The sequence below is a fragment of the Streptomyces sp. YS415 genome (genome assembly GCF_023544665.1).
GTDB lineage: Bacteria > Actinomycetota > Actinomycetes > Streptomycetales > Streptomycetaceae > Streptomyces.
In genome coordinates this window covers 316379-340777 of record NZ_JAMJFL010000001.1, presented here as the reverse complement: position 1 = coordinate 340777, position 24399 = coordinate 316379, and the positions used below count along the sequence as shown (strand labels likewise).

At 72.5% G+C, this 24399-nt stretch carries 20 protein-coding genes; 10 read left to right on the top strand and 10 right to left on the bottom strand.

All coding sequences use genetic code 11. The annotated features are described in order from the left end of the window. Positions 1 to 7: 7 nt before the first annotated feature. A complete protein-coding gene (locus M8H82_RS01525; protein ID WP_250070436.1) occupies positions 8 to 790 on the bottom strand; it encodes an SDR family oxidoreductase in 783 nt (260 codons plus the stop codon). Positions 791 to 839: 49 nt separating this feature from the next. Here M8H82_RS01525 and M8H82_RS01520 point away from each other — a divergent pair, with 49 nt between their 5' ends. Both M8H82_RS01520 and M8H82_RS01515 read left to right on the top strand, forming a co-directional pair. Next, positions 840 to 1979, top strand: coding sequence for an acyl-CoA dehydrogenase family protein (locus tag M8H82_RS01520; protein ID WP_250070435.1), 1140 nt, complete (start codon positions 840 to 842; stop codon positions 1977 to 1979). After that, on the top strand, positions 1979 to 2914 hold the full coding sequence (locus M8H82_RS01515; RefSeq protein ID WP_250070434.1) for an acyl-CoA dehydrogenase family protein: 936 nt from the start codon (positions 1979 to 1981) through the stop codon (positions 2912 to 2914). Before M8H82_RS01520 ends, M8H82_RS01515 begins: the two co-directional genes overlap by 1 nt. A gap of 39 nt (positions 2915 to 2953) precedes the next feature. On the opposite strand, the gene M8H82_RS01510 is transcribed toward M8H82_RS01515, so the two are convergent. Next, positions 2954 to 3682: a VWA domain-containing protein gene (locus M8H82_RS01510; RefSeq protein WP_250070433.1), complete on the bottom strand. Its 729-nt coding sequence runs from the start codon at positions 3680 to 3682 to the stop codon at positions 2954 to 2956. Between the two features lie 209 nt (positions 3683 to 3891). Between M8H82_RS01510 and M8H82_RS01505 the strand changes: the two genes are divergently transcribed. Further along, positions 3892 to 4797: a chitosanase gene (locus tag M8H82_RS01505; RefSeq protein WP_250070432.1), complete on the top strand. Its 906-nt coding sequence runs from the start codon at positions 3892 to 3894 to the stop codon at positions 4795 to 4797. A gap of 110 nt (positions 4798 to 4907) precedes the next feature. Here the strand turns inward: M8H82_RS01505 and M8H82_RS01500 are convergent, their stop codons facing one another. The 3 genes from M8H82_RS01500 to M8H82_RS01490 all read right to left on the bottom strand — a co-directional run bounded on the left by M8H82_RS01500 (position 4908) and on the right by M8H82_RS01490 (position 12089). Next, entirely contained in the window at positions 4908 to 6371 is a 1464-nt protein-coding gene (locus M8H82_RS01500) for a glutamate synthase subunit beta (protein WP_250070431.1), read from the bottom strand. Continuing rightward, entirely contained in the window at positions 6364 to 10956 is a 4593-nt protein-coding gene (gene gltB, locus M8H82_RS01495; RefSeq protein ID WP_250070430.1) for a glutamate synthase large subunit, read from the bottom strand. The genes M8H82_RS01500 and gltB overlap by 8 nt, the downstream gene beginning before the upstream one ends. A gap of 401 nt (positions 10957 to 11357) precedes the next feature. Then, positions 11358 to 12089 carry a VIT1/CCC1 transporter family protein gene (locus M8H82_RS01490; RefSeq protein WP_250070429.1) on the bottom strand — a complete coding sequence of 244 codons (732 nt, stop codon included), beginning with the start codon at positions 12087 to 12089 and terminating at the stop codon, positions 11358 to 11360. Positions 12090 to 12364: 275 nt separating this feature from the next. Between M8H82_RS01490 and M8H82_RS01485 the strand changes: the two genes are divergently transcribed. From M8H82_RS01485 to M8H82_RS01455, 7 genes are all read left to right on the top strand, one after another. Further along, complete coding sequence (locus M8H82_RS01485; protein WP_250070428.1) at positions 12365 to 13366, top strand: ADP-ribosylglycohydrolase family protein; 1002 nt, start codon at positions 12365 to 12367, stop codon at positions 13364 to 13366. 101 nt (positions 13367 to 13467) lie between these two features. Beyond that, positions 13468 to 14613: an ADP-ribosylglycohydrolase family protein gene (locus tag M8H82_RS01480; protein WP_250070750.1), complete on the top strand. Its 1146-nt coding sequence runs from the start codon at positions 13468 to 13470 to the stop codon at positions 14611 to 14613. 8 nt (positions 14614 to 14621) lie between these two features. After that, complete coding sequence (locus M8H82_RS01475; protein ID WP_250070427.1) at positions 14622 to 15800, top strand: ADP-ribosylglycohydrolase family protein; 1179 nt, start codon at positions 14622 to 14624, stop codon at positions 15798 to 15800. Further along, entirely contained in the window at positions 15788 to 17152 is a 1365-nt protein-coding gene (locus M8H82_RS01470; RefSeq protein WP_250070426.1) for an ADP-ribosylglycohydrolase family protein, read from the top strand. The genes M8H82_RS01475 and M8H82_RS01470 overlap by 13 nt, the downstream gene beginning before the upstream one ends. After that, the gene (gene rbsK, locus M8H82_RS01465) at positions 17149 to 18042 is read left to right on the top strand and encodes a ribokinase (RefSeq protein ID WP_250070425.1); all 894 of its coding nucleotides are present in this window, start codon (positions 17149 to 17151) and stop codon (positions 18040 to 18042) included. The genes M8H82_RS01470 and rbsK overlap by 4 nt, the downstream gene beginning before the upstream one ends. After that, positions 18039 to 19229, top strand: a complete 1191-nt coding sequence (locus tag M8H82_RS01460) for a CaiB/BaiF CoA-transferase family protein (protein WP_250070424.1) — start codon at positions 18039 to 18041, stop codon at positions 19227 to 19229. Before rbsK ends, M8H82_RS01460 begins: the two co-directional genes overlap by 4 nt. Beyond that, positions 19226 to 20038 (top strand): CoA ester lyase, encoded by an 813-nt coding sequence (locus M8H82_RS01455; RefSeq protein ID WP_250070423.1) that lies wholly within the window; start codon positions 19226 to 19228, stop codon positions 20036 to 20038. Before M8H82_RS01460 ends, M8H82_RS01455 begins: the two co-directional genes overlap by 4 nt. A 58-nt stretch (positions 20039 to 20096) precedes the next feature. On the opposite strand, the gene lgt is transcribed toward M8H82_RS01455, so the two are convergent. From lgt to trpM, 5 genes are all read right to left on the bottom strand, one after another. Next, a complete protein-coding gene (lgt, locus tag M8H82_RS01450) occupies positions 20097 to 21044 on the bottom strand; it encodes a prolipoprotein diacylglyceryl transferase (RefSeq protein WP_250070422.1) in 948 nt (315 codons plus the stop codon). 82 nt (positions 21045 to 21126) lie between these two features. Then, positions 21127 to 21903, bottom strand: coding sequence for a thioredoxin domain-containing protein (locus M8H82_RS01445; RefSeq protein ID WP_250070421.1), 777 nt, complete (start codon positions 21901 to 21903; stop codon positions 21127 to 21129). Positions 21904 to 22001: 98 nt separating this feature from the next. Then, positions 22002 to 22820 carry a tryptophan synthase subunit alpha gene (trpA, locus tag M8H82_RS01440; RefSeq protein ID WP_250070420.1) on the bottom strand — a complete coding sequence of 273 codons (819 nt, stop codon included), beginning with the start codon at positions 22818 to 22820 and terminating at the stop codon, positions 22002 to 22004. After that, a complete protein-coding gene (gene trpB / locus M8H82_RS01435; RefSeq protein ID WP_250070419.1) occupies positions 22817 to 24100 on the bottom strand; it encodes a tryptophan synthase subunit beta in 1284 nt (427 codons plus the stop codon). The genes trpA and trpB overlap by 4 nt, the downstream gene beginning before the upstream one ends. 112 nt (positions 24101 to 24212) lie before the next feature. After that, entirely contained in the window at positions 24213 to 24398 is a 186-nt protein-coding gene (gene trpM / locus M8H82_RS36720; protein WP_374211612.1) for a tryptophan biosynthesis modulator TrpM, read from the bottom strand. Position 24399 lies beyond the last annotated feature (1 nt).

Sequence of the window (24399 nt, the reverse complement as noted above, 5' to 3'; positions counted from 1 at the left end):
TCTCGTCCTAGGCGTGCTGGCTGCTGACGGAGACGACCTCTCCGGTCAGGTACGAGGAGTAGCCGGACGCCAGGAAGACGATCGCGTTGGCCACCTCCCAGGGCTCGGCGTACCGTCCGAAGGCCTCCCGCGCGGTGAGTTCGGCCAGCAGGTCGGGCGAGGTCACCTTGGCCAGGTGCGGATGCATGGCGAGGCTCGGGGCGACGGCGTTGACGCGCACCCCGTAGGCGGCGGCCTCCAGGGCGGCGCACCGGGTCAGCGCCATGACGCCCGCTTTGGCGGCGGCGTAGTGCGCCTGCCCGGCCTGCGCGCGCCAGCCCAGTACGGAGGCGTTGTTGACGATCACCCCGCCGGTCCCCCGCATCCGGCGCAGGGCGGCCCGGACGCAGCGGAAGGTGCCGCCGAGGGTCACGTCCAGGACCCGCGACCACTGCTCGTCGGTCATGTCGACGAGGGCGGACGTCCCGCCGAGCCCGGCGTTGTTGACGACCACGTCCAGCCGCCCGTGCTCCTGTACGGCGGTGTCGAAGAGGGCCGTCACCTGGGTCTCGTCGGTGACGTCACAGGCGACGGCCGTCACCGCCCCCGGGAACTGCCCGCGCAGCTCGGCCTCGTACTCCTTCAGCCGCCGGACGTGCGCGTCGCTGAGGAGCACCCGCGCCCCCTCCTCCAGGAACCGGCGCGCGGTCGCCCCGCCGATGCCCGCGCCCGCGGCCGCCGTGACGACGGCGGTGCGCCCCGCCAGCAGCCCGTGCCCGGGGACGTACGCCGGGCTCTCGACGCCTGTCATAGGGGCACGCTAACCTACCAAACACTTGTTAGGGAAGGAGTGGCGGCCGATGGATCTCGCGTTCACCGAGGAGGAGACGGCCCTGCGCGCGGCGGCCCGGGCCTGGCTGCGCGCGCATGTCCCGGCCGAGCCGCTGCCGTCCCTGGAGACCGAGGAGGGCTTCGCGGCGCATCGCGCGTGGGAGGCCGAACTGGCCGCCGACCGCTGGTCGGTCGTCGACTGGCCGGCGCAGTACGGCGGCCGGGCGGCTTCGCTGGTCCAGTGGCTGGTGTTCGAGGAGGAGTACTACGCGGCCGGTGCGCCGGGCCGGGTGACCCAGAACGGCATCCACCTGCTCGCGCCGACGCTCTTCGACTTCGGCACGGCCCGGCAGCGGGCGCGGGTGCTGCCGCCGATGGCGTCCGGCGAGGTGGTCTGGGCGCAGGCCTGGTCGGAGCCGGAGGCGGGGTCGGATCTGGCGTCCCTGCGGGCGAGGGCGACCCGCGTGGCCGGCGGCTGGCTGCTGTCCGGGCAGAAGACGTGGTCGTCCCGGGCGGCCTTCGCGGACCGCGCGTTCGGCCTGTTCCGCAGCGACCTTGGGGCACCGAAGCCCCACCAGGGGCTCACCTACCTGATGTTCGACCTGCGCGCGCCCGGTGTCACGGTCCGGCCGATCCGCCGGCTGGACGGGAAACCGGCCTTCGCCGAGCTGTTCCTGGACGAGGTGTTCGTGCCGGACGAGGACGTGATCGGTGAGCCGGGGCAGGGCTGGCGGATCGCGATGTCCACGGCGGGCAACGAGCGGGGGCTGATGCTGCGGTCGCCGGGGCGGTTCCTGGCGAGCGCGGAGCGGCTCCACCGGCTGTGGCGGGCGCGAGGCGAGCCGGAGACCACGCGACGAAGCGTCGCCGACGCCCTCATCGGCGCCCGCGCCTACCAGCTCTTCACCTACGCCGGCGCCTCCCGCCTCCTCGACGGCGAGCGGATCGGGCCCGAGTCCAGCCTGAACAAGGTCTTCTGGTCGGAGTACGACATCGCCCTGCACGAGACGGCACTCGATCTGCTGGGCGAGGAGGGCGAGTTGGCGGACACGGAGTGGGCCGAGCGCTATGTCTTCGCCCTCGCGGGCCCGATCTACGCCGGGACGAACGAGATACAGCGGGACATCATCGCCGAGCGGCTGCTGGGCCTGCCGAAGGGACGCCGCTGATGGACCTCCGGCCCGACGCCGAGCAGCGGGCCTTCGTCGCCTCCCTGGACGCGATGCTGGGCGCCGCGGACACACCGGCCGTCGTACGGGACTGGAGCCGGGGCGAGCACGCGCGCGGGCGGGCGCTGTGGGGCCGTATCGCCGGGGCCGGGGTGTTCGGGCTCGCCGTGCCGGAGGAGCGGGGCGGCCTCGGCGTCCGCCCGGTCGAGCTCGCCCTCGCCTTCGTGGAGCTGGGCCGGCACGCGATGCCCGGCCCGCTCGTCGAGACCGTCACGGCCGCCGTGCTGCTCACCGAGCCCGAGCGGCTCGTCTCCGGCGCGGTCATGGCGACGGTGGCCTGCGGCGGGGCGTACGCCCTGGACGGGGACGCGGCCGACGTCCGCCTCCTGCTCACCCCCGACGGCCTGTTCCGCTGCCCCGGGCACGGCCCGGTCCGTCCGTCGGTGGACCCCGCCCGCCGCCTCACCGCCCTGGCGGCGGGCGAACTCCTCACCCGCACCCCGCCCGCCGGACCCGCCCTGGCCCTCGCCCGTCTCACCACCGCCGCCCAGGCTCTCGGCGTGGGCCTGGCCCTCCTCGCCAGGACGGTCGCCCACGTCAAGCGGCGCAGCCAGTTCGGCGCCCCGATCGGCTCGTTCCAAGCCGTCAAGCATCAGCTCGCGGACGCGAGGATCGCCCTGGAGTTCGCCCGCCCCCTGGTCCTGGGCGCCGCCCTCACCCTCGCCCCCGAGGACGTTGCCGCCGCCAAGGTCACGGCCTGCGAGGCGGCGTACGCCACCGCCCGTACCGCCCTCCAGCTGCACGGCGCGATCGGCTACACCGCGGAGTGCGATCTGTCGCTCTGGCTGACCAAGGCCCGCGCCCTGCGGACCGCCTGGGGCGGCCCGGACGAGTGCCGGGCCGTGGTCCTGAGGCGTGGTGCCCGACCCTGGTGACACGCGGGTCCCGAGCCGCCCGTCCGTCCCGGCTCCGGCTCAGGCACGCGGCGGGACGATCCCCTGGGCCCGCGCCGCCACCAGCCACTTGGGGAACTCCCCCACCAGGCGGTCGTACAGGTCGGCGTCGGAGACCTTGCGCGGGTCCTGCCCGGCGTGGAAGAAGCCGGCGTTGTCGACGACCCGCTTGTCCGGCACGGACAGCTCGTCGAGCTTGCGCAGATACTCGAACTGCCTGCTGGAGGGGTCCCCGAAGCCGATGAACTGCCAGAACAGCGGGAGCCGGGCCGCCTTGCACAGATACCGTTCCGCGGCGAGCTTGTTGATCGGACCGCCGTCGGTCTGGAAGACCACCAGGGCGGGCTCCCGGGAGCTGCTGTCGAGGTAGTGGTCGATCACCGCGTCCATGGCGAGGTGGTAGCTGGTCTTGCCCATGTGCCCGAGCCCGGCCACGATCCGCTCGATCCGCCCCTGGTGATCGGCGAGGGCGATGTCGGTCTCGGCGTCGACATCGGTGGAGAAGAACACCACCGGCACCCGGCCGTCGTCGTCGAGATGCGCGGAGAGCCCGAGCACCCGGTCGGCGAGCGCCTGCACACTGCCGTCCTTGTAGTACGGCTTCATGGAACCGGAGTAGTCGACCACCAGATAGACCGCGGCCCGCAGCCCTTCCAGACCGTGCTTGGTGAGCGACACCCCGGCGCTCTTGTACAGGCTGACCAGCGCGGGCGCGGTCTCCTCCACCTTGCTGAGACTGATCGCCGCCATGCGGCCTCCCCCTTGATCTCGACCGACTGGCTGCCGAGAGTACGTCACACTTGACCCGCCTCACCCGGCATCCACAGCTGTTGGTTACTTTGTACGCCGCCGTCCCCACCGGCTCACCTACCGTCCCATCGCCTTCCGAGGAGCCGGCTTGGAACCCCAGTCCAGCGTCACGACCCGCTACCGCCGTCGCGCACAGGGGGAGGACTGACGTGAGACGGACCGGAATCCTCGCGTTCGTGGCCGTGCCGGTCGCCCTGACCGCGGGGGCGTACTTCCTGATGCCCACCGGCTCCGCGCAGAGCCCGGCGAAGCCGCCCGTCTCGGCCGCCCAGCTGGCCCGCGAGGAGGCCAAGGAGCGGGCCGAGACGGAACGCGCCGCGGACGAGAAGATGATCGCGAGCCTGCCGCCGGGCCTCGCCGCCCCGGCGAAGAAGGAGCTGGCGCTGCAGATCACGGCCACGGCCGAGTTCTCCAGCCTGAACTGGCGGCTCGGCTACGGCAGTGTCGAGGACAACGGCGACGGATGCGGCTACACGGCCGGCATCATCGGCTTCTGCACCGGCACCCACGACCTGCTCGCCCTCGTCGAGCGGTACACCGAGAAGTACCCGGACAACGGTCTGGCCCGCTACCTGCCCGCCCTGCGCACGGTGGACGGCACGGACTCGCACGAGGGCCTGGACCCGGGCTTCCCGGCGGCCTGGAAGGCGGAGTCGAAGAAGCCGGCCTTCCGCACCGCCCAGGACAAGGAGCGCGACCGCGTCTACTTCAACCCCGCGGTCCGCCTCGCCAAGCTCGACGGCCTGGGCACGCTGGGGCAGTTCGCCTACTACGACGCGATGGTCCTGCACGGCCCCGACCCGAGCCCCAACGGCTTCTACGGCCTGCGCGAGCGCGCCCTGAACGAGGCGAAGCTGCCGTCGAAGGGCGGCTCGGAGAAGGCCTACCTCGACATCTTCCTGGACATCCGCAAGCAGGCGATGCAGCGCAAGAAGTCCACCGCCGACACCAGCCGCATCGACGCGGCCCAACGGGAGTGGCTCTACGACGGCAACATGGAGCTGCGCACTCCCCTGGCCTGGCGCATGTACGGGGAGCCGTACCAGGTGTCCTGAGCAAGGCGGCGGCGCCTGCCCAGTCGTCCGGTCGGGGACAAAGGGCAGGCGCCGTCTGTGTTCCGTACGCCTTTGTACGGGACGTTTCTCGAACGGTCCTCGACGGACCGTCAGACCATGAGGGCCCGGTCGGTCGGGCGGATCGGGGCCGGCAGGTCGCTGGCGCCGGTCAGGAAGCGGTCCACGCCACGGGCGGCGGAGCGGCCCTCGGCGATGGCCCACACGATCAGCGACTGGCCGCGGCCCGCGTCACCGGCGACGAACACACCCGGCACGTTCGTCTGGAAGTCGGCGTCGCGGGCGATGTTGCCGCGCTCGTCGAGCTCCAGGGCGAACTGCTCCACCAGGCCGTTCTCCCGGTCGGTGCCGGTGAAGCCCATGGCGAGGGTGACCAGCTGGGCGGGGATCTTCCGCTCGGTGCCCGGCTTCGGGGTCAGCCTGCCGTCGATGAACTCCACCTCGGTGAGGTGCAGCCACTGCACATTGCCGTCCTCGTCGCCCTCGAAGTGGGTGGTGGAGACGGAGTAGACCCGCTCGCCGCCCTCCTCGTGCGCGGAGGTGACCTTGTACAGCATGGGGAAGGTCGGCCACGGCTGGGAGACGGTGTCCCGGTCGTCGTTCGGGCGGGGCATGATCTCCAGCTGCGTCACCGAGGCCGCGCCCTGGCGGTGGGCGGTGCCCACGCAGTCGGCGCCGGTGTCACCGCCGCCGATGACGACGACGTGCTTGCCCTCGGCCGAGATCGGAGTGGTGACGTAGTCGCCCTCCTGCACCTTGTTGGCCAGCGGCAGGTACTCCATGGCCTGGTAGATGCCCTTGAGCTCCCGCCCGGGGACGGGGAGGTCGCGGGCGGTGGTGGCACCGGCGGCGATGACGACGGCGTCGTAGCGCTTCTTGAGGTCGGTCGCCTTGAGGTCGCGGCCGATCTCGATGCCGGTACGGAACCGGGTGCCCTCCGCGCGCATCTGCTCGATACGGCGGTTGATGTGCCGCTTCTCCATCTTGAACTCGGGGATGCCGTAGCGCAGGAGTCCGCCGATCCGGTCCGCGCGCTCGTAGACGGCGACCGTGTGTCCGGCCCGCGTGAGCTGCTGGGCGGCGGCCAGGCCCGCCGGGCCCGAGCCGATGACCGCGACCGTCTTGCCGGACAGGCGCTCGGGGGCCTGCGCGGCGACGTCACCGGTCTCCCACGCCTTGTCGATGATCGAGACCTCGACGTTCTTGATCGTGACGGCCGGCTGGTTGATGCCGAGCACACACGCCGACTCGCAGGGCGCCGGGCAGAGGCGGCCGGTGAACTCCGGGAAGTTGTTGGTCGCGTGCAGCCGCTCCTGCGCGGCCGACCAGTCCTCGCGGTAGGCGTAGTCGTTCCACTCCGGGATCAGGTTGCCGAGCGGACAGCCGTTGTGGCAGAACGGGATGCCGCAGTCCATGCAGCGGCTGGCCTGCTTGCTGATGATCGGCAGCAGGGAGCCGGGGACGTAGACCTCGTTCCAGTCCCGCAGCCGCTCCTCGACCGGGCGGGACCTGGCGACCTCGCGGCCGTGGTTGAGAAAGCCCTTGGGATCAGCCATTGGTCGCCGCCTCCATCATCTTCTCGGTGATCTCGGTCTCGGAGAGACCGGCTCGCTCGGCGGCGTCCTTGGCGGCGAGCACTGCCTTGTACGTGCTGGGGATGATCTTGCTGAAGCGCTCCACGGACGTGTCCCAGTCGGCGAGCAGCTTCTCGGCGACCGTCGAGGCGGTCTCCTCGGCGTGGCGGCGCACCACGTCGTGCAGCCACTGCCGGTCGTCGTCCGACAGCGCCTCGATCGCGTCGAGGTTGCCGACGTTGACGTTGTCCCGGTCGAGGTCGATGACGTAGGCGACGCCGCCCGACATGCCGGCCGCGAAGTTGCGGCCCGTCTCGCCGAGCACGACCGCGTGACCGCCGGTCATGTACTCGCAGCCGTGGTCGCCCACGCCCTCGGAGACGACGGTCGCGCCGGAGTTGCGCACGCAGAACCGCTCACCGGTCCGGCCGCGCAGGAACAGCTCGCCGCCGGTCGCGCCGTACGCGATGGTGTTGCCCGCGATGGTGGAGAACTCGGCGAGGTGGTCGGCGCCCCGGTCGGGACGGACGATCACCCGGCCGCCGGACAGGCCCTTGCCGACGTAGTCGTTGGCGTCGCCCTCCAGGCGCAGCGTGACACCGCGCGGGAGGAAGGCGCCGAAGGACTGGCCGGCCGAGCCGGTGAAGGTGATGTCGATGGTGTCGTCGGGCAGGCCCGCGCCACCGAACTTCTTCGTCACCTCGTGGCCGAGCATGGTGCCGACCGTGCGGTTGATGTTGCGGATGGCGACCTGGGCGCGCACCGGCTGGGCGTCGGTGGCGGAGTCCGCGGAGAGGGCGTCGGCGGCGAGCTTGATCAGCTCGTTGTCGAGCGCCTTCTCCAGGCCGTGGTCCTGCTCGATGACCTGGTGCAGCGGGGTGCCCTCGGGCAGTTCCGGCACGTAGAACAGCGGGGTCAGGTCCAGGCCCTGCGCCTTCCAGTGGTCGACGGCGCGGCTGACGTCGAGCGCCTCGGCGTGGCCGACGGCCTCCTCGATGGAGCGGAAGCCCAGCTCGGCGAGGATCTCGCGGACCTCTTCGGCGATGAACCGGAAGAAGTTCACGACGTACTCGGCCTTGCCGGAGAACCGGTCGCGCAGGGTCGGGTTCTGGGTGGCGATGCCGACCGGGCAGGTGTCCAGGTGGCACACGCGCATCATGACGCAGCCGGAGACGACGAGCGGCGCGGTCGCGAAACCGAACTCCTCGGCGCCCAGCAGCGCGGCGATGACGACGTCACGGCCGGTCTTGAGCTGGCCGTCGGTCTGCACCACGATGCGGTCGCGCAGACCGTTGAGCAGCAGAGTCTGCTGGGTCTCGGCGAGGCCGAGCTCCCAGGGGCCGCCGGCGTGCTTGAGCGACGTCAGCGGCGAGGCGCCGGTGCCACCGTCGTGGCCGGAGATCAGCACGACGTCCGCGTGCGCCTTGGACACACCCGCGGCGACCGTGCCGACGCCGACCTCGGAGACCAGCTTCACGTGAATCCGCGCCTGCGGGTTCGCGTTCTTCAGGTCGTGGATCAGCTGGGCCAGGTCCTCGATGGAGTAGATGTCGTGGTGCGGCGGCGGCGAGATCAGACCGACACCCGGAGTCGAGTGACGGGTCTTGGCCACCCACGGGTACACCTTGTGCCCCGGGAGCTGACCGCCCTCGCCGGGCTTGGCGCCCTGGGCCATCTTGATCTGGATGTCGTCGGCGTTGACCAGGTACTCGGAGGTCACACCGAAGCGGCCGGAGGCGACCTGCTTGATGGACGACCGCCGCGCCGGGTCGTACAGCCGGTCCGCGTCCTCGCCGCCCTCACCGGTGTTGGACTTGCCGCCCAGCTGGTTCATGGCGATGGCGAGGGTCTCGTGCGCCTCCTTGGAGATGGAGCCGTACGACATGGCGCCCGTCGAGAACCGCTTGACGATCTCGGAGACCGGCTCGACCTCGTCGACGGGGATCGGCCGGCGGTCCGACTTGAAGCCGAACAGGCCGCGCAGTGTCATCAGGCGCTCGGACTGCTCGTTCACGCGGTCGGTGTACTTCTTGAAGATGTCGTAGCGCGCGGTGCGGGTCGAGTGCTGGAGGCGGAAGACCGTCTCCGGGTCGAACAGGTGCGGCTCGCCCTCGCGGCGCCACTGGTACTCGCCGCCGATGTCCAGCGCGCGGTGCGCCGGCGCGATGCCCGAGGCGGGGTACGCCTTGGCGTGGCGGGCCGCGACCTCCTTGGCGATGACGTCGATGCCGACGCCGCCGATCTTGGTGGCGGTGCCGTTGAAGTACTTCTCCACGAAGGCCTGGTCGAGACCGACGGCCTCGAAGACCTGGGCGCCGCGGTAGGAGGCGACGGTGGAGATGCCCATCTTCGACATGACCTTCAGCACGCCCTTGCCCAGGGCGTAGATCAGGTTGCGGATGGCCTGCTCGGGCTCCATGCCGGGCAGGAAGGTACCGGCGCGGACCAGGTCCTCCACCGACTCCATGGCCAGGTAGGGGTTGACCGCGGCGGCGCCGAAGCCGATGAGCAGGGCGACGTGGTGGACCTCGCGGACGTCACCGGCCTCGACCAGCAGGCCCACCTGGGTGCGCTGCTTGGTGCGGATGAGGTGGTGGTGGACGGCCGAGGTGAGCAGCAGCGAGGGGATCGGCGCGTGCTCGGCGTCGGAGTGGCGGTCCGACAGGACGATCAGGCGGGCGCCGTTCTCGATGGCCGCGTCGGCCTCGGCGCAGATCTCCTCGATGCGCGCGGCGAGGGCGTCGCCGCCGCCGTGCACCCGGTACAGGCCGGACAGGGTCGCGGCCTTGAAGCCGGGCATGTCGCCGTCGGCGTTGATGTGGATGAGCTTGGCCAGCTCGTCGTTGTCGATCACCGGGAACGGCAGCGTGACGCTGCGACAGGAGGCGGCGTTCGGCTCCAGCAGGTTGCCGGCCGGGCCCAGCGAGGAGCGCAGCGAGGTCACGAGCTCCTCGCGGATGGCGTCCAGCGGCGGGTTGGTGACCTGCGCGAACAGCTGGGTGAAGTAGTCGAAGAGCAGCCGCGGGCGGTCGCTCAGCGCGGCGATCGGCGAGTCGGTGCCCATCGAGCCGATCGGCTCGGCGGCGGCCTTGGCCATCGGCGCCAGGATGATCCGCAGCTCCTCCTCGGTGTAACCGAAGGTCTGCTGGCGGCGGGTGACCGAGGCGTGGGTGTGCACGATGTGCTCGCGCTCGGGCAGGTCGGACAGCTCGATCTCGCCGGCCTCCAGCCACTCCGCGTACGGCTTCTCCGCGGCGAGCTGGGCCTTGATCTCGTCGTCCTCGATGATGCGGTGCTCGACGGTGTCGACGAGGAACATCCTGCCGGGCTGCAGGCGGCCCTTGCGGACGACCTTCGCGGGGTCGATGTCCAGGACGCCGACCTCGGAGCCGAGGACGACCAGGCCCTCGTCGGTGACCCAGTAGCGGCCGGGGCGCAGGCCGTTGCGGTCCAGCACCGCGCCGACCTGGCTGCCGTCGGTGAAGGTGACGCAGGCCGGGCCGTCCCAGGGCTCCATCATCGTGGAGTGGAACTGGTAGAAGGCGCGCCGGGCCGGGTCCATGGAGTCGTGGTTCTCCCACGCCTCCGGGATCATCATCAGCACGGAGTGCGGCAGCGAACGGCCGCCCAGGTGCAGGAGTTCGAGGACCTCGTCGAAGGAGGCGGAGTCGGAGGCGTCGGGCGTGCACACCGGGAAGATGCGGTCGAGCGTGCCTTCGCCGAACAGTTCGGAGACGAGCTGCGACTCGCGGGCCCGCATCCAGTTGCGGTTGCCCTTGACGGTGTTGATCTCGCCGTTGTGCGCGACGAAGCGGTACGGGTGGGCGAGCGGCCACGACGGGAAGGTGTTCGTGGAGAACCGGGAGTGCACGAGCGCGATCGCGGAGGCGAAGCGGCGGTCGGACAGGTCCGGGAAGAAGGGCTCCAGCTGGCCGGTGGTCAGCATGCCCTTGTAGACGATCGTGCGGGCCGAGAGCGACGGGAAGTAGACGCCGGCCTCGCGCTCGGCGCGCTTGCGCAGCACGAAGGCCTTGCGGTCGAGGTCGATGCCCTCCGCGACGCCGTCGCCGACGAAGATCTGCCGGAAGGCGGGCATCGTCGAACGGGCGGTGGCGCCGAGCAGGTCGGGCGCGACGGGAACCTCACGCCAGCCGAGGACGGTGAGGTCCTCCTCGGCGGCGATCGTCTCGATCCTCGAGACGGCGTCCTCGGTGCCGTCGACCGGCAGGAAGGCGATACCGACGGCGTACGCACCGGCCGCGGGCAGCTCGAAGCCGGCCACCTCGCGGAAGAACGCGTCCGACACCTGGGACAGGATGCCCGCGCCGTCGCCCGAGTCGGGCTCGGAGCCGGTGGCACCGCGGTGCTCCAGGTTGCGCAGAACCGTGAGCGCCTGCTCGACCAGCGCGTGGCTCGCCTCGCCGGTGAGGGTGGCCACGAAGCCGACGCCACAGGCGTCGTGCTCGTTGCGGGGGTCGTACATACCCTGCGCAGCAGGGCGAGCATCCATGAAGGACCAGTTCTGGCCATTCGCGGAATGCTGGGACGGCTGGCGCGGCGTACGCATCGGCTCTCCCGTCGTCGTCAGTGGCGTTTTGCTGGTGCCGAGGGACGACGTTGGCCCTCTGCGAGTGATCTGCGCGGAGAAGTGCGCTGAGATCAAAATTTCGTGCAGGTTACATGATGGAGCGGTTCTCGGGAACCGGATACTCCGTTCCAGCATGCGGACGCCGCGGGGTGCCGGCGGGGCCGCGAACAGCGGCCGAAAGTGATGGGGACCGACAAGGGCAAGATCGATCAGACCGGTGCCCGTCGGACGGTGGCGGGGAGGGCGTCGTCGCCCACCTCGCACGGGTGCGCGGCAGGCACCATTGCCCACAGCGCTTACGGCTCATGCCCGGTGGTTAAGCGTTCGAAACCAGCGAGTAACGGGTACTTATGCGGTCCCTCGCATAAGTTCCAGTCGCGCTATCCTACGGCCGTTCCGAACAGACTGCCCAGGGCGTACGTCACACCGGCCGCCGCGCCACCCAGGGCGAGCTGCCGCAGACCGCTGTACCACCAGGTCCGCGCCGTCACCTTGGCCACGACGGCACCGCAGGCGAAGAGCCCGAAGAGGGCGAGCAGCACGGCGGGCCACAGGGCGGTCGCCCCGAGCAGATAGGGCAGTACGGGGAGCAGGGCGCCCAGCGCGAAGGCGCCGAAGGACGACACGGCGGCGACGGCGGGCGAGGGCAGGTCGCCCGGATCGATCCCGAGCTCCTCACGGGCGTGTATCTCCAGGGCCTGCTCGGGGTCGCGGGAGAGCTGGCGGGCGACCTCCCGGGCGAGCTCGGCGTCGACCCCACGGGCCCGGTACAGCGCGGCCAGCTCGGCCTCCTCGTCCTGCGGGTGCTTGCGCAGCTCGCGCCGCTCGACGTCCAGCTCGGCCTCGACGAGCTCGCGCTGCGAGGCGACGGAGGTGTACTCGCCGGCGGCCATGGAGAAAGCACCGGCGGCAAGGCCGGCGAGCCCGGTCAGCACCACCGTCTGATGACCGAGCTGGCCACCGGCGACACCGGTCATCAGAGCGAGGTTGGAGACGAGTCCGTCCATGGCGCCGAAGACGGCGGGGCGCAACCAGCCGCCGTTCACGTCCCGGTGCGTGTGGTTGTCCCGGTGCGCCTCGTGCAGCGCCGCCTCGGTCTCGATGATGGCCATGCGAGTGGTCCCCCTAGGACTTAGGAAAGGCTAACTTTGGACAAGTTCCATTCTTCGACAACACCAAATTTACGCCGTGCATTCCGTCGCCGCCAGCAAGGAAAGGCTGCGCTAACCTGCGGCTTTGCATTCCGGCGCTCATTCGATAGATATCCCGCACAGATGTCGACCGGGTGACGCTGGGAGCCGGAAGGCTCTCCCGGCCCCCTCCCGTGGGACACATCCGCCAAGTGGCTCCGCGCCCCGTGCGGACGCCCACGGAGGAGAGGCCGCGTATGGCATCGATCGCCTGCATCCCCTCGGTCCCGGCGCCGGGGGGCGCCGCCGGACTCCGCGACCGGGCGCGCGGCGCGCTCCTGGGCCTGGCCGTGGGCGACGCGCTCGGCGCCCCCGCGGAGAACATGAAGCCGTCGGAGATCCGGGCCCGCTGGGGCCGCATCACGGGCTACGTCGCCGACTCCCCCGCGGGCACCGACGACACGGAGTACGCGATCTTCTCCGGCCTGCTGCTGGCCCGCCACGGCTCGGCGCTCACCCCCGCGCATGTGGACGCGGCGTGGCACGAACTGATCGCGGACCGGGAGGAGGGCCCGTTCCGCGGCGCCGGCTTCAGCGAACGCGGCACCCTGGAGAACCTGCGCCGGGGCCTGGCGGCCCCCATCTCCGCCCAGCACCGGCACGCCTGGAGCGACGGTCTGGCGATGCGCGCGGCACCCTTCGGCGTCTTCGCCGCGGGCCGCCCGGCCGAGGCGGCCCGCCTGGTGGCGATCGACGGCTCGGTGAGCCACGACGGGGAGGGCATCTACGGCGGCCAGGCGGTGGCGGCGGGCGTGGCCGCGGCCATGGCGGGCGCCCCCGCGACCGCGGTGGTGGCATCGGCGCTCGCGGTGATCCCCGACGACTCCTGGACGGCCCGCTCGCTGCGCCGGGCGGTGGCGGTGGCCCACCGGGGCGAGCGGGCGGTCCGCTCCGCGGTGGTCATCGGCGGCTACCCCTGGACCGACCTGGCACCCGAGGCGGTGGCGCTGGCCTTCGGCGCCTACGCGGCGGCGGACGGCGACTTCGCCCACTCGGTCCTGACGGCGGTGAACATGGGCCGCGACGCGGACACCACGGCGGCGGTCGCGGGCGCGCTGGCGGGGGCGACGCAGGGCGCCGGATCGATCCCGGCCGAGTGGGCGGCGGCGATCGGCCCGGCCCGCGGCAGCTGCCTCCCGGCGATGCGCGGCCACCACGTACTGGATGTGGCGGATCTGCTCTCGGAGGTACCGCGATGATGCTCAACCCCGCCCGCCCGGCGTTCGAGGACGAGGCCTTCGCAGGGCCGCAGCAGGGGGCAGAGCCCCCCGGCGGGCTCGAAGGGGCAGCGCCCCTGGGCATGGGCCGGGCAGTGGCGGCGGAGGTGACGGGCCCGCGCCGCACCGAAGGCCTCCTGCTCGGCCTGGCCGCGGGCGACGCCGCCGGCTGGCCCGCCGCCCGCCACCGAGCCGTCCGCATGCCGGAATGGACCCGCCGCCTCACCCGGGAACTCGACACCTTCGCCGAACAGAACGCGACCACCACCCTCCCCGTCCCCATCGCCCTCAACCAGCCCCCCGAACCCCTCCGCCTGGGCCCCTCCGACGACGCGGAATGGGCGACCTTCGCCGCGGAGGCCGTCCTGCGCGCCGGTGACGACACCGCCCTCGGCGACCTCAGCCGCCACCGCCGCATGCGCGCGGCCATCGACCTCACCTGGAACGCCGTGGCCTGCGAGGTGGCCGCGGCGGCCGACCGCGCCCCCGAGATCGAGTCCGCGGTCCTGCCCCTGCGCGCCCGGATCTCCGTGCGCGCGGGACTCGGCAACCTCGCCACCGGCCTGCGCCCGCCCGCCACCGGCCACGACAACCCCCACTTCTTCGACGACGCCGCCTGCATCCGCGCCTGCGTCCTCGCGGTCGCCCACCCCGGCGACCCCCGACTCGCCGCCGAACTGGCCGAGTTCGACGCCCGCTACACCCAGGACGGCGACGGGGTCCACGGCGCCCGCGCCATGGCCGCGGCCCTCGCCCTGGCACTGTCCGGCGCCGACACGGACGCCTGCGTCACCGCCGCGCTCGCCGAACTCCCGGCCGGGACCGAGATCGGCCGCAACGCCCGCCACGCCCTCACCCTCGCCCAGGACGCCGAGAGCGCCTTCGCCCTCATCCCCCAGCTGGAACACCAGATCGTCGACCACGTCTACAGCTACGGCATCGCCGCCGCGGAAACCGTGCCGGTGGCCCTCGCCCTGGCCACCGCCGCCCAGGGCCGGATCGCCGAGGCGGTCCCCGCCGCCGCCTGCCTGTCCCGGGTCGCCGACTCCGCCCCCGCCCTCGTCGGCGCCCTCACCGGCGCCCTCGGCGGCGGCGCCGCGATCCCCGCGTCCTGGCGCGACGCCTGCCGCACCCTCTCCGGCTGCGCCCTCCCCCGCCTCACCGGCACGGACCTGGTGGAACTCGCCGAACTCCTCGAAGCCACGCATCCGGCCGGGGCAGGAGGATGATGCGGCACATGAAGTCCAAATCACCAGAAAACATCCACGAGGCGAGCCTGGACGACCGGATCACCGGAGCGCTCGTCGGAGCCGCCGTCGGCGACGCCCTGGGCGGCCCGGTCGAGGGCTACTCCCCCGACCAGATCCTCGAACGTCACGGCGGCCGGGTGCACGGCATCGTCGGCCCCTGGAACGGCGACGCCTGGCGCACCGCCCGCCCCATCGCGCCGTACCACAAGGGCGACGGCCACGTCACCGACGACACCTTGATGACCCACGCCCTGATCAGGGTCTACGCCACGGTCCGCGACCACCTCGACGCCTACGCCATCGCCGACCACCTGGTCCCGGACCTGATGACGAACCCGCGCTGGATCCCGGAACTGGAGGCCGAGGCACTGCCCCTCCAGCGTCTCTTCCTCGCCGAGAAGTGGCTGGTCGCCCGCCTCCACTACGGCCACGCCGACCCCCGGGAGGCCGGCACCGGCAACATCGTCAACTGCGGCGCCGCGATGTACATGGCCCCGGTCGGCCTGGTCAACGCCGCCGACCCGGCCGCCGCCTACGCCGAGGCCCTCGACATCGCGGGCGCCCACCAGTCGTCGTACGGCCGCGAGGCGGCGGGAGTCTTCGCGGCGGCGGTGTCCGCGGCCTGCGCACCCGGGGCCACGCCCGAGTCGGTCGTCGCCGCCTGCCTGTCCCTGGCCAAGGACGGCACCCGCGAAGCCATCGAGAAGGTCTGCGAAGTCGCCGCGCGGCACAGCGAGTTCGAGTCGGCGCTGACACCCCTGCGCCAGGCGGTCGCTCCCTACGACACGGTGGGGGCCGACTACCGCTCCCCGTCCCTCGGCGCCCGCCGCCCGTCCCGCCTGCACGCGATCGAGGAACTCCCCATCGCCCTGGGCATGGTGCTGCTCTCCTCGGGCGACTACCGCCGCGCTGTCCTGGGCTCGGTGAACTACGGCCGGGACTGCGACTCCATCGCCACCATGGCGGGCGCGATGTCCGGCGCCCTGGGCCACCCGGTCCCCGAGGACTGGTCGAAGCAGGTGGCCGACGCCAGCCGCCTGGACCTGTGGGAACCCGCACGCGTCCTGGCCGAGGTGACCCGGGAGGTCTTCGCCCGGGACGTACGCCGCCGCCGCGCCCACGAACAGGCGCTCTCCCGGCTGGGAGTACCGACATGCTCCGCCTGACCTGGGTCCAGCCGGAGGACCTGATCGGCCACGAACTGCGCCAGGCGGCCGAGGACGGCAGGCAGCCCGCACGGATCGCGGCCCGCTGGAAGGCGGCGGGCGGCCTGGACGCGCCCCGCAGCGCAGGCGCCTCCCCCGGCCCGGCCTCCCGCTACCTGCGCCTCCTGGCGGAGGACCTGCTGGACGAACTGGCCGACCTGCCGAGCGGCTTGGCGGACAAGGAGCCCACGGACCTCGCGAGGATCAAGGCGAGCTGCCCCTCCTGGCCGACCGCCTCAGCGGCCCCGGGCCCCGCCCCCACCCCGGCCGGCCTGGAAGCCGCCTGGCTGGGCAGAGCGGCAGGATGCCTCCTGGGCAAGCCCGTCGAGAAGCTTCCCCTCGACGCCATCCGCGCCCTCGCCGCGCCCACCGGCAACTGGCCCCCCACCACCTACTTCACCGCCAAGGGCGTCCCCCAGGACCTCCTCACCGCCCACCCCTGGAACCGCCGCTCGGCAGCGACCTCCCTCGCCGAGAACATCGACGGGATGCCCGAGGACGACGACCTCAACTACCCCCTGCTCAACCTGCTCCTCCTGCAACGCCACGGCAGGGACTTCACCACCACCGACGTGGCCCGGCTCTGGCTCGACGAACTCCCCGCCGGCCGCACCTTCACCGCCGAGCGCATCGCCTACCGCAACCTCCTCACCGGCCTGGAACCCCCACGCACCGCCCACCACCGCAACCCCTTCCGCGAATGGATCGGCGCCCTGATCCGCGCGGACCTGCACGGCTGGACCAACCCGGGCAACCCCGCGGCGGCCGCGGAACAGGCCCACCGGGACGCCACCCTCACCCACACCGCCAACGGCGTCTACGCGGCGATGTTCATCGCGGCCGCCATCGCCCGGGCGGCCACCGGCACCGCGACCGTCCACACCTGCCTCGCCACCGGCCTCACCGTCGTCCCCCCGGCCTCCCGCCTGGCCCGGGCCGTCCGGCACGCCGTACAACTCGGCGAGCAGCAGCCGGACTTCGACACGGTCGTGGACGAACTCCACGCCGTCCACGGCGCGTCCCACTGGGTCCACGCCGTCCCCAACACCGCCCTGATCGCCGCCGCCCTCACCCACGCCGACGGCGACTTCACCGGCTCGGTCTCCCGCGCCGTGTCCGGCGGCTGGGACACCGACTCCAACGGCGCCACCGCCGGCAGCATCGCCGGGCTGCTGGCAGGAGACCCCGCCGCCCTCCCCGACCACTGGACGGCCCCGCTCAAGAACCGGCTGTCCACCTCCGTGGGCGACTTCCACGGCACCGGCTTCGACACCCTGGCCCAGCTCACCCACCGGGAGGCACTCCGCCCATGAGCCATATCGTCGTCCTCGGCAGTACGAACATGGACCTCGTCACCTTCGTCGAGAAGGCACCCCAGCGCGGAGAGACGGTCACCGGCCGCGAGTTCCGTACGATCCCCGGCGGCAAGGGCGCCAACCAGGCCGTCGCCGCGGCCCGCGCGGGCGCCACCGTCTCGATGATCGGCGCGGTCGGCAACGACGCCTTCGGCACCCGGCTGCGCTCCACCCTGGAGCAAGCCGGCGTCGACACCGGCCGGCTGCGCACCACGGAAGGGGACTCCGGCACCGCCCACGTCGTCGTCGACGACGACGGCGGCAACGCGATCGTGGTGATCCCCGCCGCCAACGGCACCGTGGACCACCTCACCCCCGGCGACGAGGAACTCATCGCCTCCGCCGACGCGCTCCTGCTCCAGCTGGAGATCCCGCTCGGCGCCGTCCTCGCCGGCGCGCTCACGGCCCGTGCCCACGGCGTCCGGACGATCCTCACCCCCGCCCCCGCCCAGCCGCTCCCCGTCGACCTCCTCAACGCCACCGACCTGCTGCTCCCCAACGAGCACGAGGTCGCCACCCTCACCGGCCGCACCGACCCGCGCACCGCGGCCCTCGCCCTGCTCGACGAGGTCCCCGAGGTCGTCGTCACCCTGGGCGCGGCGGGCTGCCTGTACGCGGCCCGCGACGCCGAACCGCTCACGGTCCCCGCACCCGAGGTCACCGCCGTGGACACCACCGGCGCCGGCGACACCTTCGCCGGCACGCTCGCGGTGGCACTCGCCGAGGGCCGCCCGATGCCGGACGCGCTGGCGTGGGCGGCCGCCGCGTCGGCGCTGTCCGTGCAGCGGCCCGGGGCGTCGGAGTCGATGCCCCACCGCCCCGAGATCGACGCGCAGTACACCTCATGAGCCGGACACCGCTGCACGGGCTGCGCGTCCTCGACCTCGCCACCCTCTTCGCCGGACCGCTCGCCGCCACCGCGCTCGGTGACTTCGGCGCCGAGGTCATCAAGGTCGAGCACCCCACCAAGCCCGACCCGTCCCGCGGCCACGGCCCGGCCAAGGACGGCATCGGCCTGTGGTGGAAGCACCTCGGCCGCAACAAGCGCACCATCACCCTCAACCTGTCGACGCCGGGCGGCCGTGCCACGCTGCTGCGCCTCGCCGCCACCACGGACGTGATCATCGAGAACTTCCGCCCCGGCACCCTGGAGAAATGGGACCTGGGCTGGCCCGAGCTGTCGGCCGTCAACCCGCGTCTGGTCCTCACCCGCGTCACCGGCTTCGGCCAGTTCGGCCCGTACGCCCACCGGCCCGGCTTCGGCACCCTCGCCGAGGCGATGAGCGGCTTCGCCGCGCTCACCGGCGAACCGGACGCGCCCCCGGTGCTCCCGCCGTTCGGCCTCGCCGACTCCATCGCGGGCCTGGCGACGGCGTTCGCCGTGCTCACCGCGCTGGCGGCACGCGAGCGCACCGGCGAGGGCCAGGTCGTCGACCTCGCCCTGATCGAGCCGATGCTGTCGGTCCTCGGCCCCCAGCCCACCTGGTACGACCAGCTCGGCTACGTCCAGCAGCGCACCGGCAACCGCTCCGCGAACAACGCCCCGCGCAACACCTACCGCACCGCGGACGGCAGTTGGGTGGCCGTCTCCACCTCGGCGCAGTCGGTGGCGGAACGGGTGATGCGGCTGGTGGGCCGGCCCGAACTCATCGACGAGCCGTGGTTCGCCACGGGCGCCGACCGGGCCCGCCACGCGGACGTCCTGGACCGGGCGGTCGGCGGCTGGATCGCCGAGCGCACCCGGGACGAGGTCGTCGCGGCCTTCGAGAAGGCGGAGGCGGCGGTGGCCCCCGTCCAGGACGTGCGGGAGGTCATGACCGACCCGCAGTACCAGGCCCTCGACACCGTCACCACGGTCGACGACCCCGACTTCGGCCCGCTGCGCATGCAGAACGTCCTCTTCCGCCTCTCCGACACCCCCGGCGCGATCCGCTGGACCGGCCGCCCGCACGGCGCCGACACGGACGAGGTGCTCACCGAGCTGGGCCTGACGGCGGCCGAGGTCGCGGCCCTGCGTACCGAGGGCGCCGTATGACCACACCCCTGACCTGGCTGTACGCCCCGGGCGACCGCCCGGACATCGTGGCCAAGGCCCTGGAGGCCGGCGCGGACGTCGTGGTCGTCGACCTGGAGGACGCCGTGGCCCCCGAGCGCAAGGAGTACGCCCGAGCCGCCACGGCCGAGTTCCTCACCGCCCCACAGCCGCTCCCGGTGCACGTCAGGGTGAACGCCCTGGGCAGCCCGATGGCGGCAGCGGATCTCAAGGCCCTGGCCCACCTCCCCGGCGTCGCGGCCCTGCGGCTGCCCAAGGTCGCCTCGCCCGAGCAGATCCGCCGCGTGGCGCGGTCCACCGCGCACCCCCTGTACGCCCTCCTGGAATCGGCCCTCGGGGTCGAACACGCCTACGCCATCGCCCGCTCCCACCCCGCCCTGCACGGCATCGCCCTGGGCGAGACGGACCTGGCAGCCGACCTGGGCGTCCGCACCGACGCGGGCCTCGACTGGTCCCGCTCCCGAGTGGTCGTCGCGGCCAGGGCGGCGGCCCTGCCCCCGCCGCCCCAGTCGGTCCACCCCGACACCCGGGACCTGGCGGGCCTGGTGGCCACCTGCGCCCACGGCCGCGCCCTCGGTTTCCTGGGGCGGGCGGCGATCCACCCTCGCCAACTGCCGGTGATCGAGCGGGCCTACCTCCCCACGGAGGAGGAACTGGCCCGCGCGGAGGCCGTCGTCAAGGCCGCCGCGGTCCACCAGGGCGCCCAGGCCCTCCCGGACGGCGGCTTCGTCGACGCCGCGGTAGTGGCGGCGGCGCAACGCACCCTGGCCCTCGCAGCCCGGCGCGGCTGACACGACGAAGGGCGCCCGGAACACTCCGGGCGCCCTTCACCGTCGTACGGCCGGCCGGTCAGCTCTTCTTCGCCGACCCGGCCTCGTCGTTGGCCTCGTCGGGCACGTCCGCGGAGGAGTCGGCGTCCGCCTTCTCTCCGTCACCCTCGCCCTCGTCCGCGTCCTTGTCGGCCGGGGCGTCGGGGTCGGTCGCTCCCGGCTCCACCACGGCTTCCCGGCCGGGGCGCTTCCTGGCCGACAGCACGATGTACAGCACCGCCAGCAGGAACACGACCAGCGCGGTCCAGTTGTTCAGCCGCAGGCCCAGGATCTCGTGGGCCTCGTCGACGCGCATGTACTCGATCCAGAACCGGCCCGCGCAGTACGCCGCGACGTACAGGGCGAACGCCCGTCCGTGGCCCAGCGTGAACTTCCGGTCGGCCCAGATGACGAGCAGCGCGACACCGATGCACCACAGCGACTCGTACAGGAAGGTCGGGTGGTACGTCCCGGGCACCCGTCCGTCCGAGGAGGACGTGATCTCCACGGCCCACGGCAGATCCGTGGCCTTGCCGTACAGCTCCTGGTTGAACCAGTTGCCCCAGCGGCCGATGGCCTGCGCGAGGGCGATGCCGGGGGCGACGGCGTCGGCGTAGGCGGGCAGCGGGATGCCCCGGCGGCGGCAGCCGATCCAGGCGCCCAGACCGCCGAAGGCGATGGCGCCCCAGATGCCGAGGCCGCCCTCCCAGATCTTGAAGGCGTCCACCCAGTCACGGCCCTCGCTGAAGTACAGCTGGTAGTCCGTGATCACGTGGTAGAGGCGCCCGCCGACCAGGCCGAAGGGGACGGCCCACACCGCGATGTCGGCCACCGTGCCGGCCCGGCCGCCGCGGGCGATCCAGCGCTTGTTGCCGAGCCAGACGGCGACGAAGACGCCGATGATGATGCAGAACGCGTAGCCTCGCAGCGGAATGGGACCGAGGTGGATCACACCGCGCGACGGGCTGGGAATGTAGGCAAGTTCCATGGCAGGGTCGACGCTACCCTGCCGGACCGCGGCCGCGTCGGGCAGCCCGGCTACGGCTCCATAACAGGCGGGTCCGGGCGCCTCATCCCTTGGCCGCCTCTTGCACCTGCTGCTTGAGCTTCTGGGGCGTCATCGTCTGGTCCTGGTAGATGTTCTTGTCGTTGAGCAGGACGGTCGGCGTGCCGGTGAAGCCGCCACTGCGGAAGGCTTCGTTCGACTTCGCGACCCAGCTGTTGTGGGTGCCCTTCTCCACGCAGCTGCGGAAGGCGGGGGTGTCGAGTCCGTCGACCTTGGCGGCCAGTTCGAAGAGCTTGGCATTCTCCGCGAAGGCGTCGTCGGGCTCGGGCGGCTGGTTCTGGTAGAGCACGTCGTGGTACTCGGCGAACTTGCCGACGTCCTGGGCGCAGGCCGCGGCGTTGGCGGAGTTGCGGGAGCCGGAGCCGCCCATGTTGCCGTCGATGATCGTCGCGAGGTGGTACTCCACCTTGAGCTGGCCCGCGTCGGTCAGCTCGTGGATCGTCGAGCGGTAGGTGTCCTCGAAGGACTTGCAGGCCGGGCAGCGGAAGTCCTCCCAGACGACGAGGGTGGACGGGGCGCTGTCCTTGCCGACCGGGAGCGCCAGGCCGTCCTCGCCCTGCGCGCCCGAGGGCGTGACGACGGGCCCCGCGGAGTCGCTGCCGTCGTCCTTGCCGGCATTGGCGGCGACCACTCCGATCACCGCCGCGAGCCCCAGCACGCAGACGACGCTCGCGCCGACGATCAGCGCGCGCCGGCGCTTCTCCGCGGACTTCTGCTTCTCTCGCTCGACCGCCAGCTTTTCCCGGGCGGTGCGCTTTCCCTCACGGTTCTTCTCGCTCACACCCCGGAAACGAACCGGGGAGGCGCCCAGCGCCTCCCCGGTCCCAGGTCCACCCGTTCGAGTGACCTGTACGGAATGTCCCGCCCGCCAGCGGGTCGTCACACCTGTCCGCGCACGCCCTTGGCCAGGTCAGCGGCGAGCGCGCGGACGCCCTCGATGCCGGTCGCGTGGTCCGGCGCGTCCAGCATCCGCTTCACGAAGGCCGAGCCGACGATCACGCCGTCGGCGAACCCGGCGACCTCGGCCGCCTGGGCGGCGTCGGAGACGCCGAGCCCGACGCAGACCGGCAGTGCGGTGCCGGTGGCCCGGGTCCGCTCGACCAGGTCCTGCGCCTGCGCGCCGACCGAGGCACGGGTACCGGTGACGCCCATCAGCGAGGCGGCGTAGACGAAGCCGCTGCCCGCCGCGGTGATCCGCGCCAGCCGCTCGTCCTTGCTGCTGGGCGCGACCACGAAGACCGTGGCGAGCCCGTGCTTCTCGGCGTGCTCCCGCCACAGCTCCGACTCCTGCACCGGCAGGTCGGGCAGGATGCACCCGGCGCCGCCCGCCTCCGCGAGCTCGGCGGTGAACCGCTCGACGCCGTAGCGGTCGATCGGGTTCCAGTACGTCATCACGAGCACCGGCTTGCCGGTCTCCGCGTGGGCCTCGCGGACCGTGCGCATCACGTCGGCGATCCGCACCCCGCCGCGCAGGGCGATGTCGTCGGCGGTCTGGATGACCGGACCGTCGAGGACGGGGTCGCTGTGCGGCAGACCGACCTCGACGACGTCCGCGCCGCCGTCGAAGACGGCCTTGATCGCCTCGATGCCGCCGTCCACGGTCGGGAATCCGGCCGGGAGGTAGGCGATGAGCGCCGCGCGTCCCTCCGCCTTGGCGGCGGCGAGGGTGTCGGCCAGCAGTTGGATGTTCCCGCTCACTTGGCGTCCCCCTCGATCTCGGCGGTGTCGGCGGTGTTCGCCGCGACCTCGGCGTCGGTGTCGTACAGGCCGAAGTAGCGCGCGGCCGTGTCCATGTCCTTGTCGCCGCGGCCGGACAGGTTGACCACGATCAGCCCGTCCTTGCCCAGCTCCCGGCCCACCTCCAGGGCGCCGGCCAGCGCGTGGGCGCTCTCGATCGCGGGGATGATGCCCTCGGTCCGCGACAGCAGACGCAGCGCCTGCATGGCCGCGTCGTCGGTGATCGCGCGGTACTCGCCGCGGCCGCTGTCGCGCAGGTAGGAGTGCTCCGGGCCGACGCCCGGGTAGTCCAGACCGGCCGAGATGGAGTACGGCTCGGTGATCTGGCCCTCGTCGTCCTGGAGGACGTAGGACCGCGAACCGTGCAGGATGCCGGGCTCGCCCGCGGTCAGGGTGGCCGCGTGCTCGCCGGTCTCGACGCCGTGCCCGGCGGGCTCGCACCCGATCAGGCGGACGTCCTCGTCCGGGATGAAGGCGTGGAAGAGGCCGATGGCGTTGGAGCCGCCGCCGACGCAGGCGACGGCCGCGTCGGGCAGCCGTCCGGCGTGCTCCAGGAGCTGGCGGCGGGCCTCCACGCCGATGACGCGGTGGAAGTCGCGGACCATGGCCGGGAAGGGGTGCGGGCCGGCGACCGTGCCGAAGAGGTAGTGGGTGTGGTCGACGTTGGCGACCCAGTCGCGGAAGGCCTCGTTGATCGCGTCCTTCAGCGTGCGGCTGCCGGACTTCACGGCGATGACCTCGGCGCCGAGCATGCGCATGCGGGCCACGTTGAGGGCCTGGCGCTGGGTGTCGATCTCGCCCATGTAGATGGTGCAGTCGAGGCCGAACAGGGCGCAGGCCGTCGCGGTGGCGACGCCGTGCTGGCCGGCGCCGGTTTCGGCGATCACCCGGGTCTTGCCCATGCGCCGGGTGAGCAGGGCCTGCCCGAGCACGTTGTTGATCTTGTGCGAGCCGGTGTGGTTGAGGTCCTCGCGCTTGAGGAAGACCCGGGCGCCGCCCGCGTGTTCCGCGAAGCGGGGGACCTCGGTGAGCGCCGAAGGGCGGCCCGTGTAGTGGACGAGCAGGTCGTCCAGTTCGCGGGCGAACTCGGGGTCGTGCTTGGCCTTGTCGTACTCGACGGCGACCTCGTCCACGGCGGCGACGAGGGCCTCCGGGATGAACTTGCCGCCGAATGCGCCGAAGTAGCCTTCGGCGCTGGGGACTTGACCCTGAGGGTCGGGAATGAAGAACTCGCTGGGCATGCGTCTACCTCACGGTGAGTGTGTTGGGTGCACTGGTCGCCGTGGGGGCGGGAATGTCAGTCGGCTGCGAGACCTGAATGGCTGGTCGCGCCCGCGCGGCGGAGCCGCATGTTCAGAACTGCCCCGCGCCCCTCACGGGGCGCTGCCATCGACGGCCGTTCACCTGCCCGGGTTCGTCACCGATGACGTACCGCACTCGACGGCCGTGCACCCTGCGCGCGGGCGCGCGGCAACCACGGGGGCGGCAGCCACGCGCGAGGCGGGCGTACCTGTCCGTGGTCGTCGTCGTGAGCGTCATC

Coding starts and splice junctions, on each gene's coding strand:
- M8H82_RS01525 (WP_250070436.1), bottom strand. CDS start 790: ATGACAGGCGTCGAGAGCCCGGCGTACGTCCCCGGGCACGGGCTGCTG.
- M8H82_RS01520 (WP_250070435.1), top strand. CDS start 840: ATGGATCTCGCGTTCACCGAGGAGGAGACGGCCCTGCGCGCGGCGGCC.
- M8H82_RS01515 (WP_250070434.1), top strand. CDS start 1,979: ATGGACCTCCGGCCCGACGCCGAGCAGCGGGCCTTCGTCGCCTCCCTG.
- M8H82_RS01510 (WP_250070433.1), bottom strand. CDS start 3,682: ATGGCGGCGATCAGTCTCAGCAAGGTGGAGGAGACCGCGCCCGCGCTG.
- M8H82_RS01500 (WP_250070431.1), bottom strand. CDS start 6,371: ATGGCTGATCCCAAGGGCTTTCTCAACCACGGCCGCGAGGTCGCCAGG.
- gltB (WP_250070430.1), bottom strand. CDS start 10,956: ATGCGTACGCCGCGCCAGCCGTCCCAGCATTCCGCGAATGGCCAGAAC.
- M8H82_RS01490 (WP_250070429.1), bottom strand. CDS start 12,089: ATGGCCATCATCGAGACCGAGGCGGCGCTGCACGAGGCGCACCGGGAC.
- M8H82_RS01485 (WP_250070428.1), top strand. CDS start 12,365: ATGGCATCGATCGCCTGCATCCCCTCGGTCCCGGCGCCGGGGGGCGCC.
- M8H82_RS01480 (WP_250070750.1), top strand. CDS start 13,468: ATGGGCCGGGCAGTGGCGGCGGAGGTGACGGGCCCGCGCCGCACCGAA.
- M8H82_RS01475 (WP_250070427.1), top strand. CDS start 14,622: ATGAAGTCCAAATCACCAGAAAACATCCACGAGGCGAGCCTGGACGAC.
- M8H82_RS01470 (WP_250070426.1), top strand. CDS start 15,788: ATGCTCCGCCTGACCTGGGTCCAGCCGGAGGACCTGATCGGCCACGAA.
- rbsK (WP_250070425.1), top strand. CDS start 17,149: ATGAGCCATATCGTCGTCCTCGGCAGTACGAACATGGACCTCGTCACC.
- M8H82_RS01460 (WP_250070424.1), top strand. CDS start 18,039: ATGAGCCGGACACCGCTGCACGGGCTGCGCGTCCTCGACCTCGCCACC.
- M8H82_RS01455 (WP_250070423.1), top strand. CDS start 19,226: ATGACCACACCCCTGACCTGGCTGTACGCCCCGGGCGACCGCCCGGAC.
- lgt (WP_250070422.1), bottom strand. CDS start 21,044: ATGGAACTTGCCTACATTCCCAGCCCGTCGCGCGGTGTGATCCACCTC.
- trpB (WP_250070419.1), bottom strand. CDS start 24,100: ATGCCCAGCGAGTTCTTCATTCCCGACCCTCAGGGTCAAGTCCCCAGC.
- trpM (WP_374211612.1), bottom strand. CDS start 24,398: ATGACGCTCACGACGACGACCACGGACAGGTACGCCCGCCTCGCGCGT.